Genomic DNA, 17,901 nt, shown 5'->3' with positions numbered 1-17,901 from the left:
AAAGGAATAGGAGGCGCATTGGCGATGTTTACGAAAAAAGAACAGGATCCTAAAAATCCGGAAGCTCAACAGAAAAACAACCAAGAATACAGCAAAGCACAGTTCGCCGAATCCCGGCAACTTAGCCGGATGGAGAAAGATATTTTGGCAGCGGTTCTGCTGGAACAAGAAACATACACCTTACAAGAAGCACAGCAACACATCCAACAATTCATGAATGGGGAGGCACAATAATGGCTGGAGGAACATGGACGACACAAAACAAGGTACGCCCTGGCGTATATATGAATTTTGCATCAGAGGGCTCATTGCCGGGTACGGTAGGAGAGCGAGGAACGGTGGCTTTGGCCCTTCCATTGTCATGGGGACAAGCAGGCACAATCCTGACTGTACAAGCAGGTGAAAATGTACAAGCCAAATTGGGCTATGACTGGACAGCACCTCAACTGCTGCTCATCCGAGAGGCATTGAAACGGGCACAAACCTTGCTCCTTTATCGACTCAATGCAGGTACCAAAGCCAAGGCAACCTTGGATAAACTGACAGTCACAGCCCAACACGGCGGTGTGCGTGGTAACGATTTGGCTGTTGTAATCTCCACCAATATTAATGACCCGGAACAATTGGATGTCTCCACTTTGCTTGCGGGTAAAGAAGTGGACAAACAAACCGCGTCTACCATCGAAGCTCTGGAATCCAACGCATACGTTACATTTACTGGTGAAGGGGCACTCACAGCTACAGCGTCACTTCCACTAACAGGTGGTTTGGATGGTACAGCAACGAACCAGGAGCATGCCGATTTCCTGACCAAGCTGGAAGTACTGGATTTTAACACGGTTGGTCTGATCTCAGACGATGCCACACTTAAGTCAGTCTACACAGCCTACATCAAACGTTTGCGTGATACCGAGGGCAAGAAAGTGCAACTGGTTCTGTCCGATTATCCGGCTGCAGACCATGAAGGCATTATCAGTGTCAAAAATGGTGTTGTACTCGCAGATGGCACCGTACTTACGCCGAAACAAACCGTAGCATGGACTGCCGGCGCAACAGCGGGAGCTAATCTGAATGAATCCCTGACGTTCCGTGCGTATGACGACGCCGTGGATGTGAACGGACGACTGACACATACCGAGACAGAAGCAGCATTGCGTAATGGCGAGTTTGTGTTTACAGCGAGCAGCAACCGCGCGGTGGTGGAGCAGGATGTAAATACGTTCCGTTCGGTGACACCGGATAAGGCACGTCATTTTGCCAAAAACCGTGTTGTCCGTGTACTCGATGGCATCGCTAATGATATGAAACGTATTTTTGAGTCCTATTACATCGGCAAAGTGAACAACAACGAAGATGGGCGCAGCCTGTTCCGTTCCCAATGTGTCACTTATCTGAAGCAACTTCAGGATATTGGGGCCATTCAAAATTTTGATTCCAAAACAGATATCACTGTTGCTCCGGGCAATGAAATCGACAGTATTCTGATCGAGATTCAGGTCCAACCTGTGGATTCCGTTGAAAAAGTATATATGAAAGTGAAGGTGGTTTAAGATGGCATTTTTGAAAGCAAGCGACACAATCTCCGGTCAGGAAGGCCGCGCATATGCAACGATTAACGGACAGACGGAAGAAATGTTCTATGTGAAGACGCTGGAAGCAACAGTGGAGAAACAAAAAGCAGAGGTCAAAACCTTAGGTCGCCGCGGCGTACAGCACAAAGCAACCGGTTGGTCCGGTTCGGGTTCCATGACAATCTTTTATACCACTTCCCGTTTCCGCGAGCTGATGCTCCAGTACATGCAGAATGGTGTGGACACGTACTTCGACATTGAAGTGACCAACGAAGATCCTTCTTCTACGATTGGTAAACAAACCGTGACCCTCAAAGGCGTCAACCTCGACAGTGTGATCATGGCATCCCTGGATACCGAGGCCGAGGCGTTGGAGGAAGAAGTGAGCTTTACCTTTGAAGATGTTGATATGCCAGTATCGTTTAATCTGCCGAAGTAATGTGGCGTGGAAAGCTTAGTATTCTAAGATTTAAAGAGAATAAATCAATAGCGGGTTTGTGAAAGAAACCTGTTCAACTTGCCTGTGTTACGGGCTATTTGGCGTGTCAAAATACTGCTCTTCGCCGCTTGTTGCGGCGGGGAGCCTAACTTTAGAGGAGGAACAATACATGAGTGGATTGAGTATGTTTTTTGCCCAAAATGCAGCAATGGATACAACGGAGGAGTTTATCGTATCCCCCCGATTTAAAGATGAGAAAGGCGAGCCGGTTGCCTGGAAACTGCGCAGCATGACCGAGGACGAAAACCAGGAATGCCGCAAGGCAGCTACCCGCAAAATTAAGGGCAAGAACGGTGTCTACACACCCGACATCGATGCGAATGATTACATGGCTCGTCTGATGAGTGCAAGTGTGGTTTACCCCGATTTAAAAAACGCAGAACTCCAGCGGTCATATGGCGTGATGGGGGCGGAATCACTTTTGCGGAAAATGCTGTTGCCTGGGGAATTTGCTTCGCTGGGTGAACAGGTTCAGAAGCTGAACGGCTTCAATCAGGACATGAACGAACTGGTGGATGACGTAAAAAACTAATTAAAGAGGGCGATTCCGAAGCCAATCTGGCTTATTACGCTCTCCATGAACTTAACATTTTGCCGCATGAGCTAATGGCCTTCTCCATGCGAGAACGAGCGGCCATCTATGCGATGATCTCCATCCGGGTAGAGGAAGAGAAGAAAGAACGGTCCAAGAGCCGCGCCCGGAAGAAATAAAAAGGAAAGGAGGGAGAAATGAATGTATGCCATGTTTGCAAGACTGTATATCATGTCAAATAATATGGTTCAGCAATTTCAAAACCTGCCTACCGTAATTAATTCGGTATTCAACCCTGGAAATCTGAGCCGAATTCAGTTGGCAGGCAACTTACTTCAAGGTGTATCAGAAGAACAGGCTAAGGTAAATGCTGCCTTTACAGAAGGTGCCCAGCGAGTGCGAGCCTGGATCAGCGTGATCAAGTCAGCAGGACAAGCTGTACTCGTACCAGCTGCGCAGGAAGAGGACTTGAAGCATAGATATATGGCGGTTACTGGTGATGATGCTCAGGGGGAGACGATTTTTAATCGCTACCGCGCGGAAGCTTTCAAGAGCGGACAGAATGTTACAGACGCTTTGAAAGGTGCACTATCTCTCATCCCGTATGCGCAAAATACGGACCAGGTTGATCAGCTGAGAGACATGACTAAACGGTTAAGCATGCTTTCTCCAGACGGGAAAAGTATCTCGGATGCATCAGGTGCTTTGGTGGCCGCAATGAATGGTGATAACGGTGAACTGGCAAGTTCTTTTAATATTCCAGAAGAGATTTTGAATGGAGCAGGTCTGCAACAAAGTATTGATTCATCCAATCTGGATGCTTTTATACAAAAGCTTGATATCATTCTACAAAAACAAGGCTATACCCAACAGGCGTTTGATACCATGCTGGATTCACCGTTGCAGAAATGGAATGCATTGGTGAATCAGTTTAATGGGGTTCTCGGTCAGATTGGACAGTCAGCCCTAGTTGCCTTAACACCTTTACTGGATCGATTAAATGAAGCCTTTGCAAATGGGGAGTTCACGGTCATTATTGAGTGGATTAGTAATGCATTTACGGTTGCGGCAAACGCGCTGACGATGCTGGTAAACGGTATTTTATACCTTGCAGCCGTGATTCAGCAGAACTGGGATATCATTCAGCCAATCCTGATGGCATTGGCGATTGTTGTACTGGCATTGGTTATCGCACAAGTCTATAGTCTCGTTGCGGCCTGGTTATTGCTAAATTGGCCAATCCTGCTCGCCATTGCTGCAATTGCAGCAGTTATTGGAATTTTGAACATGATGGGAATGTCAGGTACGGAGATTTTGGGAGTCATCATAGGTTCATTTATGATGCTTGGAGAAATCGTACGAGTAGTAGTGGCCACGGTGTGGAATCTGTTTGCTTCGCTGGGGGAGGCGATTTTTAACTTTTTCAGAGATCCGGTATATGCCATACAGAATTTATTTAAAAACATGGGTATTTTCATACTTGATATATTCTATAACGTCGTAACTGTAATTGAAGATGCCATGGAACGAATTAATGGTGGACTTAACAGTCTGATCAAACTTGTTAACAAAACTTTTGGCTTTAATATAGGTTTGTTTCAAGAGTCAGATATTAATTTAGGTGGCAAGCAAATAAAGGAGTGGAAGAAAGGCCTGGAATCCTGGGAGCCTACGAGTGACAAAGATGTGAAGACATTTTTCAAAATGAACGGAGAATACAATCCTAAAGCTTTTGAAGATGGTCAGCAGGTTGCGGAGGATTTACTTTCTGGTTTCTCTTCAACCTCAAATGCGGATTCCAAGGATAAAGGTCTACCAGGCGGTAATTTTGGCAAAGACTTCACACCCGAAACTCCCAAAACACCTTCCATGCCATCGATGCCAACTGCACCTGCTCCCACCGTTGTTCCCAACAGCAACATGAATAATATCAACAAAATCAACAATATCGGACAGGTGGACAAGATCGGTGACGTGGATGGCACAGTGGATGTGACGAGCGAGGATCTGAAACTGATGCGTGAGCTTGCAGAGATGCAGGCGATTCAGCGATTTGTCAGTCTGACGCCAACCGTTCAGGTCACCACGGGTGATATCAACAGCGGACATGATGTGGACAGCATCATCAGCAAAATCACCGATGGACTGAACAGTCAGATCGTCTCCAGTGCCCAGGGGGTGTATGGATAAGTGGAATATTATATTCAACTAAGCTTCAATAACCGCTCTGAATACATGTTTTTCCCGGTCACACCAGAGAGCATTGAGTTTTCGGATTCGGGAGACGGTAGTACGTTTAACGTTAGCGCTTTGGGTGAAATTAACGTGATCAAGTCGCCGAAGCTGCGTGAAGTCAGTTTCAGCGGGATTTTTCCGGCAGACTACCGCCCGTATCATCTGAACTACGATGCAAGACATCCGGCAATTCAGAAGCAGTTTTACCGTGATCCCTATGAATATGTGAAAAAGATCATCCGCTGGATGCAGACGGGTAGACCCGTCAGACTGTTCTTTTCTAGTGCAAGGTACACCATTAATATGGCGGTTTCCATTGAGAGCTTCGACTGGAAGGAGACAGCGGGTACGGTGGGGGATATCCAGTATGATATCAAGCTGAAGCAGTTCATTTTTTATGCCGCCAAAAAAGTAGTGCCACTCAAGGACAGCAAGGATACTGCTGCTTCGAAAACAAAAACCAAAGCCTCCCGGCCCAATGAAAAAATCCAGCCCAAGACCGTCACACTCAAAGCAGGAGACTCCCTGTGGTCTGTAGCCAAAGTCCATCTGGGAGATGGATCTCGCTGGAAAGAGCTGCAGAAACTGAATAGCATCAAAGATGCACAACTGAAGAAGCTGCCGATTGGACTTGTGATCAAGCTTCCGTGAAAGGAGAGGGAATATGCAAGAGCAGATCAGGCTGGATGATAAGCTGGCCAACATGAAGGAACGGTTATTACTGGATGACAAACAGGGCAACATTTGGGACATTAGCGAAATTGCTGGCGATATTACGTACAAAACCTCCCGTATTGGCAAGCCTTCCTCTCTGGAATTCACGTTGATCAAGGGCAGCCTGTACCAGAATAAGAAATTCACATATGAGAATGGATATATCGTGAAATATATTAGCAACGAGGTAGGCATATTTTACGGATATATCTTCTCGGTGGATAGTGGCAAGGACGAAAGTGTCAAAATCAAAGCCTACGACCAGACTCGTTATCTGACCGCGAATCAGACGTACAAGTTCGTTAACGCAACCGCTACGGATGTGATCAAACGAATTGCTACCGACTTTCAGTTGAAGGTGGGCGAGCTGATCCAACCGAAATATGTTATTCCGCGCATGTTATTTGATAACAAAAAGCTGATTGACATGATCTGTGAGGCGCTCGACCGAACGTTGATCTATGGCGGCAAAAACTACATCTTCTACGATGATTTTGGCAAACTTGTGCTTCGGGATGTGGAAGAGATGCCTTACGGCTTTGTTATTGGGGATAACAGTCTGCTCACGGATTATAGCTATACAAGGTCTATTGATGACCAAACATATAACAAGATCAAGCTGTACCGGGATAACAAGGATACGGGAAAAAGAGAAACGTTTGTTCATCAGGATTCAGGCAGCATCCGTCAATGGGGGCTGCTTTTTTTGTACCAAAAAGCGGATGATGGCCTGAACGAAGGTCAGATTGATGACATGCTGAAAACCCTGATGACCCTCCGTAACCGCGAGACGCAGACGTTGAAAGTGGATGCGCTTGGTGATTTCAAGGTGAGGGCAGGCAGTTTTGTCAACATCCAGATCGATGAACTCAAGATTAATCAATATTTTCTGGTAGACGAATGTACGCATAAGGTACAGGGGGGCGTGCATACGATGTCGCTGGATTTGAAGGTGGTGTAACGATAAATGATGCTGGACGTGATTAAAAAGGCGGCGGTGGCCGCTGTAGATGCCAAGTCTCTCGTTCAGGTAATGTACGGAAGCGTGACAAACACTCAGCCTCTGGAGATTACCGTTGAACAACGGCTGGCATTGGCTGAACCTTTCCTGGTACTACCAGAATCCGTAGTGAACAAAACTTGGACCGTGGGGGACCATGTCTTGTTATTACGTGTTCAAGGTGGAGACAGCTTTGTCGTGCTGGATCGGCTGGTGAATCCATGATTCCACAGGGTGCGCAGATTAGCGCAGAAGATCAGGAAGAATCTGCTGTGCTTCCAAGTCTTACGTATGTATTTCAAGCTTCGGGACAACGAATTGGAAGGTTGCAATTGGATGGAAAAGATGCGGTAAAACAGGCGGTGTATAAAGCGTTGTCTACACGCCGCTACGAGCATCTAATCTATTCCTCGGATTACGGTATGGAATGGTCCTGGGAAGGAATGGCCGGGAGATCCATGGTTGAATCGGAACTGGAACGCTGGATTCGCGAAGCATTGCTTCCGGATGATCGCATTTCGGATGTAACCGAGTTCGATTTTGTCCACGAGGCTGACGGGGTACGGGTTTCTTTTACCGTGGAAACAGATTTTGGCAGCTTCAGGGAAGAGACGGAGGTGAACATGAATGTATGAAGAGCAGACGTTTGAAGTTATTTTAAACCGAATGCTGGACAGGGTACCGGATGGTGTGGATAAACGTGAGGGCAGCATTATCTATGATGCGCTTGCGCCTGCGGCTGTGGAAATGGCTCAGATGTATATCGAGCTGGATGTGAACGCCAACCTGAAGTTTGCAGATACAGCTTCTGGGGAGTACCTGGATCGCGCGGTGGCTTGGTCTGGCATTAGTCGGAAAGCGGCCACGAAGGCACGTTGGGTTGGGAGTTTTCGGGATAACGAAGGTAAGCCTGTTGAGGTTCCTTTAGAGAGTCGTTTTTCCACGGGCGATCGGGTGTATGTTGTTGTGGAACGCATCGCGGCAGGGCAATATGTGTTGGAATGTGAGGTCGCGGGAGCGGAAGGTAATGAATATACGGGGGCACTGCTGCCCATCGATTATATTGCTGGTCTTACCACAGCCGAATTGACACAGTTGCTGGTTCCTGGAGAAGATGAGGAAACAGACCAAGCCTTATATGACCGTTATCAGGACAAAGTTTCCCGTCCGGTTACGAGTGCCAACAAATATCAGTATGAGTTATGGGCACGGGAAAACTCCGGTGTGGGCAAAGCAAAGGCTTTTCCACTGTGGGACGGTCCCGGTACAGTCAAAGTCGCATTGCTGAATAATGAAATGCAAACACCTGCTGAGGCAGTCATTGAGGCAGTGCAGGAATATATCGATCCAACCCAGGATGGAATGGGCGAAGGTGCTGCTCCAATCGGACCTGTGGTTACGGTGGTGGGGGCGGAAGAAGTACCCATTGATGTGGAGGTGCAGGTCACGCTTGCTTCTGGTTCAACTTACGAGGGCGTGAAGACGCTTATTGAAACGGGAGTTACAGAGTATCTGAAAGAACTGGCTTTTGCCGATCCGTTAGTTCGTTGGACACGTATTGCCAATGTCATTCTGGATATTCCGCCCGTGATCGACTATAGCGATCTGCTGGTGAATGGTGGTATGTCCAATCTGGAGATCGCCCCCGGCGCAGTAGCCGTTCTTGGGACGGTGAAGGTGACATGAGTAAAGCAGAGGTATTAATGACTCTTTTGCCCCCGTTGTATGAAAATGTGCTGGAGATGCAACTTCTTACAGAGACCGAAGGTGTTGAGCTGGACAAGATTACGGTGGGTTTGGAAAGTGTGCTGGATCAATTCTACCCGGAGTCTGCGACCTGGGCATTAGAACGTTATGAGCGGGATTTACAGATTCCAACGAATCAAGCCAAGCCAGACGACCAGCGAAGATCCGTAATCATTTCCAAAATGCGCGGCAGCGGCAAAGTCTCTGGCTCCATGCTCAAGAACGTGGCGCAGGCCTACGAAAGCGGCGGGATTGATGTATCCGTTTCGCCTGAGGAATACTTGATCCGAATCCGCTTCATCGACACATGGGGCTTGCCACCCAATCTGGATGATCTGAAGGCAGCAATTGAGGATATCAAACCGGCACATATGACCGTGGAATACCGTCTGCGGTATTTGACGATTGCGGAGGTCGAAAGCATGACGCTGGATGAGATTGAACAGACCCGGCAGGATAAATTTGCAGGAGGCGGAGCTTAAATGAATGAACCAAAAACACCAAATTTGGGGTTGAATAAGATTGACCGTTCCTCGCCGTCGACGACCTATTTTGATCTGGATAAGTATCTGGATCAGAACTGGGAGAAGGTTGATGAGGGTGTTGCAACACGAGATGAAGTTGAGGAACTTCGCCAATCGGTAAACGAGATGGACATTCCAGACGCATCGCTGACTCAAAAAGGTAAAGTGCAGTTATCAAGCAAAACAAACGGAATATCTGAAGAGTTTGCACCAACTGAAAAGGCGTTAAATGATGCAAGATTAGCTGCTCAAAAGTACACAGATGATAAGACATGGCAGAAGTACAAGCTTACACAGGATAATGGAGAACCAACCTTAATTGCCGCTAATTACGACCTAAACACTTTGAAAGCAACTGGCGTTTATGGTTGTCAAAATGCAGTGAATGCACCTTTGGTGAGTAGGGCATGGGAAATAAGGGTTGTTCGATCTGTATCATTAGATTCTATTATCCAGGAAGTCACTTCTTACACGACCGGAACAGATACCCAAGTGATGAAATATATTAGGAAAACGCAAAACGCAAGCGCTAATCCTTCTACTTGGACGGCGTGGCAATTGATGACACCACAACCAAACGTATGGGGGGCGTTATAGATGGCGGCAATTTCAGCAGTACGTGGAAATATCAACACATCATCGACAATTTTGCATACGCCGGGCGCTGGAAAATCGACTGTGATAAAGTCAATTGTTATAGCTAACCACGATACAACAAATGTAACCGTACACTTGTGGGTTAACGGAACAGTCACCGGGGCCTACTTGATATCCTCTAAGGTAATGAACCCCGGCAAAACATACATCATCGGCGCCCCTGATTTGGTTTTGGATTCCTGGGATTCTTTAGTAGCGATTGCTGATAAGGCAGGGGTTTCAATTACCGTTTCAATGGAACAAAGCGATCAAACCTTGGTGCAAAGGAGACTTTTTTCGAATAGAGCGCAATACGCAAACATGTCATGGACGAATCAATTGATACCCACTAAAAATACAAAACGTTTGATAAAAAGTATATGGGCTTGGAATATGACCGGATCTGTCGTAAAAACAACCGCAAGGATAAGTACGCCAAGCGACGGGCTGATTCATTTATGGAATGACAAGGAAATCAAAATAACAAACGCATTGATTATTCCGAATGCTAATATTCTTTTGAATCCCGGCGACAGTCTTAATGTGTATAACAGCATTAGCAACGGAGTTTTTTGGCACGTTGTTTATCAGGAGGTAGATTAAATGCCGGATTTAGATTTTTATGATTTGGAAAATTACGATTTGGATGGGCCGACTAACGGTATGGTAAATTACAAATCCGGTTCATATACACTCACCTCAGCGTCACGTAACTTTATAAGGGATAACGGGGGTATTTCTGCTTACAGATACATTCTTATTTCAGGATTAAACTTCCGCCCTAAAAAAATAGCAGTTAGGCCAAGGAACGGCGTTACTAATGTAGGTGTTTTTTATGATTTTGACAGTAAAAAAAGCCCTCCATCTGCAAACGCAGACAGTTACAACCTATCTGTTTTGAATAACATAGACAACGGCACAATGTTTATTCATAGGGTGTACGAACTTCCGGGAGACAGTGTTTCTACAGGCCAGAACGCAGCGGTGACTGATAGCGCATTTTTGTTGCCCATAAATGGCAGTGCAATTGCAGGGGATATTCTTGACTGGGAAGCTTACGGGTAACTTAGAGAGATAGTAACAAGCGGGAAAGGGTGTGACGTTGTGAACCGGGAAAGCTTATACCGCATACTCACTACATGAAGAGATATATAGCGTGGGGATCACATAGAGATAACCAGCGTACTTATATGGTAGCGTGCCTACATGGTACGCTATTTTTATGCCCTCTGTAGTGGTCAGAAAGAGTACTCAAAAATTACAAACACCCCACAATTATAGCTGGGGTGTTGTTCTTCTATGTGCACAAACTTTTTTTGCTAAGTAAAAGGCGCTGAGATTATTAGAACTTCACAGTGTAGTAGTTTCTGTCGCGAAGTATTGGATCAGAAATTTTAACATCAGAAACTTTTACGCCTGGCTTAATTAACTTACCAACAGATACACTTGACCACTCGTTTACAGTAATATTTCCCGAAGCGGTTGTTCCACCCATATACTCGACTCCAGTATCTAAAGTATAGATATCAATAAAATGGATGGAAGCCCATTTTGGAAATGTTGTTGGTTCTTTTTTAACTAACACATCGAATTCAACAATCGCGTATGTAGCACCTTCTCCTGCAGGTGAGTCATTGAAACTACTATCATATCTAACACCTGTAACTTTAATGTCAAAATAAGGTGTTTTGACAACATCGCCTACATTGTAAATCTTGCTTTGTGTTTGGCTTGTAGTGCTAGGGGGAGTGGAGGAATTGTTGTTCAAAAACGATTCTCCTTTAGTTTCAAACTCAATTTTCTTTTGCTCTTTGTCATAAATTAATTTGTAACCAGTCATTTCTGCAACTTCACGAATAGGCAAGTATGTTTTTCCGTTATAAACCAGCGTGTCAGATTGCAAATTTTGTTCCTTGCCATCAACAACGAATGAAAATTTGGTCAATATGGCATTAACCGTAGAGGGGGCGGCTGCAGCAAGGGTTGCTGATCCGATCATCATGCCAATACCGAGAGTGGCCACTGTTTTAAATAATGATTTTTTCAAAGTGTGAGTCTCCTTTATAAATGGGGTATACACTTTATTTCGGTAAACACTGGAAATAGTTTATAGCACCTCTCCCCAAAAGACGGTACTTAATATGTTTGCCTAAATGAAATCACATCGATTTTCCCGGATGGGTCGAGGGCATAAAAATGAAGGAGGGAAGGCCATGTTTAATCGAGGGGGATTTAACCGCATGGCCTTTAACCGCCAAATATCCGTATTCGTGTTTGGTCGTGCTGTCGCAGACGTTTCCGGATCTGCGGCGGCGGTCGGCACGATGGAAATGACGGGTTCGGCGGTTATGGATGTGGCAATTGACCGCTTCACATTTACTATTTTAGAAGGCGATATTATTAATTGAAATTTAAATCTAAATCTAAATCTTAATGATTAGTGAAAACAATTTAACATGGACAGACCCTTGTTCAGGGAATAAACGAACTTGTATTAAGGACTACAAGTAATCCACTAATTTTTTTAATTTTGTTTCTAATACGATTATACGAATCACAAAGGAGGTGAAACCATGGAACGATGGGACACCCTATGGAAATGGGGAATTGCACTCATGAGCAGTTCAGTAACCTACTTCTTCGGAGGTTGGTCAGGGGTACTCGGCGTATTGCTCGTATTCGTCATCCTCGATTACCTAACTGGAATCGCGGCGGCGGGTATGAGTGGCAAGTTAGAGAGTAATGTCGGCATGTTCGGCATTGCGCGGAAGGTATTTATATTCGCAATGGTATCGGTGGCTCATCTGGTGGACGGTGTTCTGGGAGACGGACATTTGTTCAGGGATGCGGTCGCCTTTTTTTATATCGCTAATGAGTTGTTGTCGATTATCGAAAACGGGGGCAAGTTGGGCGCACCTATTCCGCCAGTGATTCGGCAAGCCATTGAAGTGCTCAAGGGCAAAGGGGGAACCGGGGAACTCCCCGGTAACTTCTCCCCGAAGGGCAAAGATTCTTTTTCCAATCCAGAAACAGAGGATGTTGAACCTTCTGAAACTCAAGATAACGTTAAATAGTTTGAAATATTTTTAGTGTCTTCTATACTATACCGTTGCTGAATCATCGCAAGTGTAGTTTTTTGAACTATATACATCTATACAGATTGAACTTAACATTTTCACACAATAACGGAGAGGACAGAAAAAACCTGAAAAAGCGAAGCGGTCGCCTTTATCCCCCGGATTTTCCCCTTTATAAAGAGAATCAAAAAAATCCGGGGATAACAGCGATTGGAAGGTTATTCTGTCATCGGAGTGTCCGTGTGAACAAGGCTCAGTTCATTTCCAACACATCAGGGACACGCACACAAGCAACCCCTGATCCAACCGCATTAACTATAGGAGCATTTTGCATCAATCCAGAGAGTGACATCCAATCAGCAATGTATAGATCAGAATGCTCTAATCTGTCTATACTTGTACCTGGGAACGCTTGAATCGAATGATGTAAAATGCTGATACAAACGGCAATTTGCCGCATAAAGGGTGTGAGAAACATGCAAACGAGAAGTTCGGGCAACACACAGGGCATTGACGTCTCCCGGTATCAGGGCAATATTGACTGGGCGAAAGTGAAGGCAAGTGGCATGACATTTGTGTTCATCAAGGCAACCGAGGGACAGACATATACCGATCCCAATTATCAGAAAAATGTAACAGGCGCACTGGCAGCGGGCATGCTGGTCGGAACCTATCACTTCTTCCGTGCGACATCGACCGATGGTGCCAAGGCAGAAGCGGTACATTATGCCAATACACTTAACAAAGTTGGAGGCGCCAAAGCGTTACAGCTGCCACCCGTCATGGACTACGAGAACAACCCCGGCAACCTGAGCAAAGCGCAGATGAATACGGTTGCCAAAGCTTTTTTAACCGAACTACAACGCCTCACAGGTGTAAAACCGATTATATACACGGGCAATTCTTTTGCCGGGAATTTTGACACATCACTCAGCTCATACGATCTGTGGATCGCGCGTTACAGCAACACTCGTGTACCGGACGACCAGCCGGCATGGAAGCGTTGGACGTTCTGGCAGTATACGGATTCAGGCAAGGTGAATGGCATTAGTGGCAACGTGGATATGAATGAATTCGAGGGAACAGCGGCACAGCTCAGAGCAAGATACGCAGCAGCCACTCCGAAACCACCGGAGCCATCCAATCCAACGAATCCAAGTAATCCGAATCCACCAACCGTACCACCGAAAGGGGGCGAACCGATGACAGCCGAAGAGAAAGCAGCGTTTGATGCGCTCAGATCCCAGGTTGATAAACTGCAGGCGCGTCAGCAAATGGAAGTTCCAGTATGGGCAAAAGCAGCTGTGGATGCAGCACTGGCATATGACACCAAAAATCCATTGTTCAGCATCGATAATGGAGCGAGTTATGATTTTTACCGTTTTATTACCGTGATGCATCGCAGAGGTTTATTTAAAAAGTGAGCTGATTCTTAGCAAATTAAAATGTTGATTTTATCTGAATGTGGATTGAACGGAGAAGGGACACGAGACGCTTTTTGTCGAACTGTGTTCCTTTTTTGTGTTTTGTGTAAGTAATATTAACTCATATAATAAAGTTGAAGACTTATGTCTGTAAATCTCTTGTCTAATTGATTAATGTGATGTAAAGTAAGTTACACGAAATTGTTTTTCACCACAGTTTATTTACACAATCCTCCTCATCATGACAAAACCATAACATATGAAGTTATTGTAATGTCTCCCTGTTGTACAATCCAACATCTCAAGATGACTCGTTCATACATTTTACACATCCAATCTGCAAGAGAAAACCACTCTAATAAACAACTTACACATCTAAACAACTTAGCCTATGTTGAGTTTCTTTCATCCGTATTGCAAACGAACGCTACCTAGTCCGGTTCCCACATTCCATGCTCAAGACGACACGCTCAAGGAACAGCTTTATTGCGTAGCCAGCAGCGTAGTATCCATATGCCTATCAGTATCTTTAATCTACCAACGTAAACTTGCTCTTACCAGTCCATACCCACTCGCTGTTGCTTATTGACCTTAGTTCAAATAAAACGCAACAATCTTATCAATTTCATAGATTCATCTCACAAGATACGTTGTTGAACCTTTTTCTTTTTCTATAAAAGTAATCAATCCATGTCCTCGCTCAATGTGCACGATCTAAAATTTACCTGTATTCCATACGTGTCCCATACTAGTTTTACATTTCATATACATGCCGTACTTTTCTCAGAACTTTAATTCAGGTATCGCAGGCATCTAAAGCCTTTTATATGATACATAGCACCAAACCGATTGCCAACATTGGAGATCTTTCATGCCAGCATCACACACATTATGAGACAGGGAAGGGTGTTGTACGTATGCGAATGAGAAAGAAATGGATGTCCGGTTTTTTGACTCTGGCTTTGAGCACCGTCTTGGTGTTGTCAGGCTGCTCAAGCAATGAGGGGGCTGGGAATTCGCCTGCTCCCGCGGAAGGCAGCGAGCCGCCAGCCGAAGTGACGGAAGCGCAAGATACGATGATTATGGGGCGTGGCGGGGATTCCGTCGCACTCGACCCGGCGATTGTGACCGATGGAGAGTCGCTGAAGATTGGACATCAGGTGTTTGATTCGTTGCTGGACTACAAGGAAGGCGGAACAGAGGTCATTCCTGGACTAGCAGAGAGCTGGGAGATTTCGGCAGATGGGCTCAAGTATGTGTTTAAGCTGAAGTCCGGTGTGAAATTTCATGATGGAACTGATTTTAATGCCGAGGCTGTTGTGTTCAACTTCAACCGCTGGGGCGATCCGGCGAGTGAATATAAATTCGAGGGAGATTCCTTCGATTATTACGATTCCATGTTTGGTCCAGAGGACGGGCGTGTGATCAAGGAAGTGAAGGCGACGGACGAGACTACGGTGGAGTTCACATTGAACCAACCACAAGCGCCTTTCCTGCAAAATATTGCGATGACGCCATTTGGCATTGCCAGCCCAACCGCGATTCAGGAGAAAAAAGAAAACTTCAAGAGCGAGCCTGTGGGCACCGGCCCATTTGTATTAAAAGAATGGAAACGTAACGACTCCATCACCCTGGAGAAAAATGCGGATTATTGGAAAGAAGGACTGCCAAAGCTGAACAAGGTGATCGTGCGTTCCATTCCGGATAATACCGCTCGCTTCAATGCCCTGCAAAACGGCGAGATTGATGTCATGGAAGACCTGAACCCGGACGATCTGTCCATCCTTGAAGGCAACAGTGAGCTACAGAAGATCGAGCGTCCACCGTTCAACGTGGCGTATATCGGCTTTAACTTCAAGAAGAAACCATTTGATAATGTGAAAGTCAGACAAGCTCTCAATCATGCCGTGAACAAGCAGGCTCTTATTGATGCGTTTTTTGCTGGACAAGCTGAGCCTGCCGTGAACCCGATGCCGCCAACGCTGTGGGGATACAACGATACCATTGAGGATTACCCATATGATCTGGAAAAGGCAAAAGCTCTACTGGCCGAAGCTGGCTTCCCTGACGGATTGCCTGATCCGGTAACCTTCTATGCAATGCCGGTATCCCGCCCGTATATGCCTGATGGCAAGAAGGTAGCGGAAGCAATCCAGGCTGATTTTGAGAAAATTGGTGTTACGACGAACATTGAATCTCCCGAGTGGGCGACGTATCTGGATGATGCCAAAGCCGGGGAAAAAGATGATATCTACATGCTCGGCTGGACGGGTGACAACGGGGACCCGGATAACTTCCTCTACACCTTGCTCGACAAAGACGCCATTCCGGGCAATAACCGCAGCTTCTATGTCAACGAAGAGTTGCATGTGTTGCTGACCGATGCGCAGAAAGAAACAGATCAGGAGAAACGTGCCGAGCTTTACAAACAAGCGCAGGCAATTATCAAGGAAGACGCACCGTGGATTCCACTTGTGCATACCACCCCAATTCTGGCGGGTAAATCAAACCTGAAAGGTTTTGTACCATCTCCGCTGGGTAGTGAATCCTATGCCGGGGCCTACTTCGAATAGCGTAGAGGGAAGTTGAATCTGAATATGCATCTAACGCATTAACCATTCTTTCTATCAAAGCGCTGGTGAGACGCAATGCTTGGCAGAACCTACATCCGGACGTAACTATCCAAAAAGCATGCGTGTCTGCCGGCGCTTTTTATTTTGCTCGATATGTCGAAGGCAGGTGAACAGGATTGAACAGCTATATTGTCAAACGTGTGCTTGTGTTGCTGCCCGTACTGCTGGGCATGACTCTGATTATCTTTTCCATCATCCACGCCATTCCGGGTGACCCGGCCGAGACCATACTTGGGCAAAAGGCAACTGAACAATCCAAGCAGGCCCTTCGGGACCAGCTCGGTCTGGATAAACCCTGGTTCCAGCAATATTTCGCCTACTTGGGCGATTTGCTCAAAGGTGACCTGGGAACGTCTATCCGCACCAAGGTGCCTATTGCCCAGGAAATTGTGCCTTATCTGACAGCAACCCTTGAATTAACGATGGCGAGTATGTTATTTGCTGTCATTATTGGGGTGAATGCCGGTATTGTCAGTGCATGGAAGCACAACTCCTGGTTTGATTATTGCTGTATGGTCATTGCTTTGGTGGGTGTATCCATGCCGATCTTCTGGCTCGGTCTGATGGAACAATGGCTGTTTGCGAACAAGTTGCAGTGGCTGCCTTCCATTGGACGAATGAATGCACGTGATCCGGTGGAAGCCATTACGGGCTTGTATGTGCTGGATACGATGATTGCCGGACGCTGGGATCAGTTGTGGACCGTAACCAAACATTTGTTACTCCCGAGTATTGCGCTTGGTACGATCCCGATGGCCGTTATTGCTAGAATGACACGTTCCAGCATGTTGGAAGTGATGAGTTCCGATTACATTCGTACTGCAAAGGCGAAGGGACTGGGGCCGTTTTTTGTTGTATATGGACATGCACTTAAAAATGCTTTTATTCCAGTACTTACGGTTATCGGCATCCAGACCGGATCGTTGCTCGGGGGTGCGGTATTGACCGAGACGATCTTTGCTTGGCCTGGCGTGGGACGTTATATATATGAAGCGATTAGTTCGCGGGACTATCCGGTGATCCAGAGTGGCATTCTGATCGTGGCGTTCTTTTTCGTGGTGATCAACTTAATTGTAGATTTGCTCTACGCCGTGTTTGATCCTCGTATTAGTTATAAATAGGGACTCAATAAAGAACCAATCTGCAGAAGCGAAGCTAAAAGCTTTCTAAAAGAAAGCTACATCGGAAGCATAGGCTGCGCATTTATCACCGGATTTTCACCTTTAAATAGGTGGATCAATATAATCTGGGGATAACAGCGATCAGAAGATGATACTGCAATCGTAGTGCTTGAGTGTAATAGAGTTTGT

Annotated in this window: 20 protein-coding genes; 19 read left to right on the top strand and 1 reads right to left on the bottom strand. The window is 46.0% G+C overall.

All coding sequences use genetic code 11. The features are described 5' to 3' along the window. Positions 1 to 24: 24 nt before the first annotated feature. The 14 genes from MHI14_RS24785 (at position 25) to MHI14_RS24720 (ending at position 10,522) form a co-directional block, all read left to right on the top strand. Entirely contained in the window at positions 25 to 234 is a 210-nt protein-coding gene (locus MHI14_RS24785) for a hypothetical protein (protein ID WP_341131454.1), read from the top strand. Further along, positions 234 to 1,550 carry a phage tail sheath family protein gene (locus MHI14_RS24780; protein WP_341131453.1) on the top strand — a complete coding sequence of 439 codons (1,317 nt, stop codon included), beginning with the start codon at positions 234 to 236 and terminating at the stop codon, positions 1,548 to 1,550. The genes MHI14_RS24785 and MHI14_RS24780 overlap by 1 nt, the downstream gene beginning before the upstream one ends. Before the next feature lies 1 nt (position 1,551). Beyond that, positions 1,552 to 2,010 carry a phage tail tube protein gene (locus MHI14_RS24775; RefSeq protein ID WP_017690162.1) on the top strand — a complete coding sequence of 153 codons (459 nt, stop codon included), beginning with the start codon at positions 1,552 to 1,554 and terminating at the stop codon, positions 2,008 to 2,010. 169 nt (positions 2,011 to 2,179) lie between these two features. Further along, entirely contained in the window at positions 2,180 to 2,602 is a 423-nt protein-coding gene (locus tag MHI14_RS24770) for a phage tail assembly chaperone (RefSeq protein ID WP_307414629.1), read from the top strand. A 210-nt stretch (positions 2,603 to 2,812) separates the two neighbouring features. Further along, positions 2,813 to 4,792 (top strand): hypothetical protein, encoded by a 1,980-nt coding sequence (locus tag MHI14_RS24765; protein ID WP_341131452.1) that lies wholly within the window; start codon positions 2,813 to 2,815, stop codon positions 4,790 to 4,792. Continuing rightward, entirely contained in the window at positions 4,793 to 5,488 is a 696-nt protein-coding gene (locus MHI14_RS24760) for a LysM peptidoglycan-binding domain-containing protein (protein ID WP_341131451.1), read from the top strand. 13 nt (positions 5,489 to 5,501) lie between these two features. Further along, entirely contained in the window at positions 5,502 to 6,512 is a 1,011-nt protein-coding gene (locus MHI14_RS24755) for an XkdQ/YqbQ family protein (protein ID WP_341131450.1), read from the top strand. Between the two features lie 6 nt (positions 6,513 to 6,518). Further along, positions 6,519 to 6,776: a DUF2577 family protein gene (locus tag MHI14_RS24750; RefSeq protein WP_341131449.1), complete on the top strand. Its 258-nt coding sequence runs from the start codon at positions 6,519 to 6,521 to the stop codon at positions 6,774 to 6,776. Further along, positions 6,773 to 7,186 carry a DUF2634 domain-containing protein gene (locus MHI14_RS24745; RefSeq protein WP_341131448.1) on the top strand — a complete coding sequence of 138 codons (414 nt, stop codon included), beginning with the start codon at positions 6,773 to 6,775 and terminating at the stop codon, positions 7,184 to 7,186. The genes MHI14_RS24750 and MHI14_RS24745 overlap by 4 nt, the downstream gene beginning before the upstream one ends. Next, positions 7,179 to 8,237: a baseplate J/gp47 family protein gene (locus MHI14_RS24740; protein WP_341131447.1), complete on the top strand. Its 1,059-nt coding sequence runs from the start codon at positions 7,179 to 7,181 to the stop codon at positions 8,235 to 8,237. Before MHI14_RS24745 ends, MHI14_RS24740 begins: the two co-directional genes overlap by 8 nt. Further along, complete coding sequence (locus MHI14_RS24735) at positions 8,234 to 8,779, top strand: putative phage tail protein (protein ID WP_341131446.1); 546 nt, start codon at positions 8,234 to 8,236, stop codon at positions 8,777 to 8,779. Before MHI14_RS24740 ends, MHI14_RS24735 begins: the two co-directional genes overlap by 4 nt. Continuing rightward, entirely contained in the window at positions 8,780 to 9,418 is a 639-nt protein-coding gene (locus MHI14_RS24730) for a pyocin knob domain-containing protein (RefSeq protein ID WP_105600700.1), read from the top strand. Continuing rightward, positions 9,419 to 10,060 carry a hypothetical protein gene (locus MHI14_RS24725; protein WP_341131445.1) on the top strand — a complete coding sequence of 214 codons (642 nt, stop codon included), beginning with the start codon at positions 9,419 to 9,421 and terminating at the stop codon, positions 10,058 to 10,060. Then, entirely contained in the window at positions 10,061 to 10,522 is a 462-nt protein-coding gene (locus tag MHI14_RS24720) for a hypothetical protein (RefSeq protein ID WP_341131444.1), read from the top strand. A 277-nt stretch (positions 10,523 to 10,799) separates the two neighbouring features. Here the strand turns inward: MHI14_RS24720 and MHI14_RS24715 are convergent, their stop codons facing one another. After that, positions 10,800 to 11,504: a stalk domain-containing protein gene (locus MHI14_RS24715; RefSeq protein ID WP_341131443.1), complete on the bottom strand. Its 705-nt coding sequence runs from the start codon at positions 11,502 to 11,504 to the stop codon at positions 10,800 to 10,802. 166 nt (positions 11,505 to 11,670) lie between these two features. On the opposite strand from MHI14_RS24715, the gene MHI14_RS24710 reads away from it, so the two are divergent. The 5 genes from MHI14_RS24710 (at position 11,671) to MHI14_RS24690 (ending at position 17,712) form a co-directional block, all read left to right on the top strand. Next, positions 11,671 to 11,865, top strand: a complete 195-nt coding sequence (locus MHI14_RS24710) for a hypothetical protein (protein ID WP_341131442.1) — start codon at positions 11,671 to 11,673, stop codon at positions 11,863 to 11,865. Between the two features lie 165 nt (positions 11,866 to 12,030). Continuing rightward, positions 12,031 to 12,531, top strand: a complete 501-nt coding sequence (locus tag MHI14_RS24705) for a phage holin family protein (RefSeq protein ID WP_341131441.1) — start codon at positions 12,031 to 12,033, stop codon at positions 12,529 to 12,531. Between the two features lie 479 nt (positions 12,532 to 13,010). Further along, positions 13,011 to 13,958, top strand: a complete 948-nt coding sequence (locus tag MHI14_RS24700; RefSeq protein WP_341131440.1) for a glycoside hydrolase family 25 protein — start codon at positions 13,011 to 13,013, stop codon at positions 13,956 to 13,958. Between the two features lie 923 nt (positions 13,959 to 14,881). Continuing rightward, positions 14,882 to 16,531: an ABC transporter substrate-binding protein gene (locus MHI14_RS24695; RefSeq protein ID WP_341131439.1), complete on the top strand. Its 1,650-nt coding sequence runs from the start codon at positions 14,882 to 14,884 to the stop codon at positions 16,529 to 16,531. Between the two features lie 176 nt (positions 16,532 to 16,707). Continuing rightward, on the top strand, positions 16,708 to 17,712 hold the full coding sequence (locus tag MHI14_RS24690) for an ABC transporter permease (protein ID WP_341131438.1): 1,005 nt from the start codon (positions 16,708 to 16,710) through the stop codon (positions 17,710 to 17,712). Positions 17,713 to 17,901 lie beyond the last annotated feature (189 nt).

The organism is Paenibacillus sp. FSL K6-2393, from assembly GCF_038002545.1.
Lineage (GTDB): Bacteria > Bacillota > Bacilli > Paenibacillales > Paenibacillaceae > Paenibacillus.
Note: the sequence above shows the minus strand (reverse complement) of the source record. Positions and strands in the feature narration are given on the sequence as shown.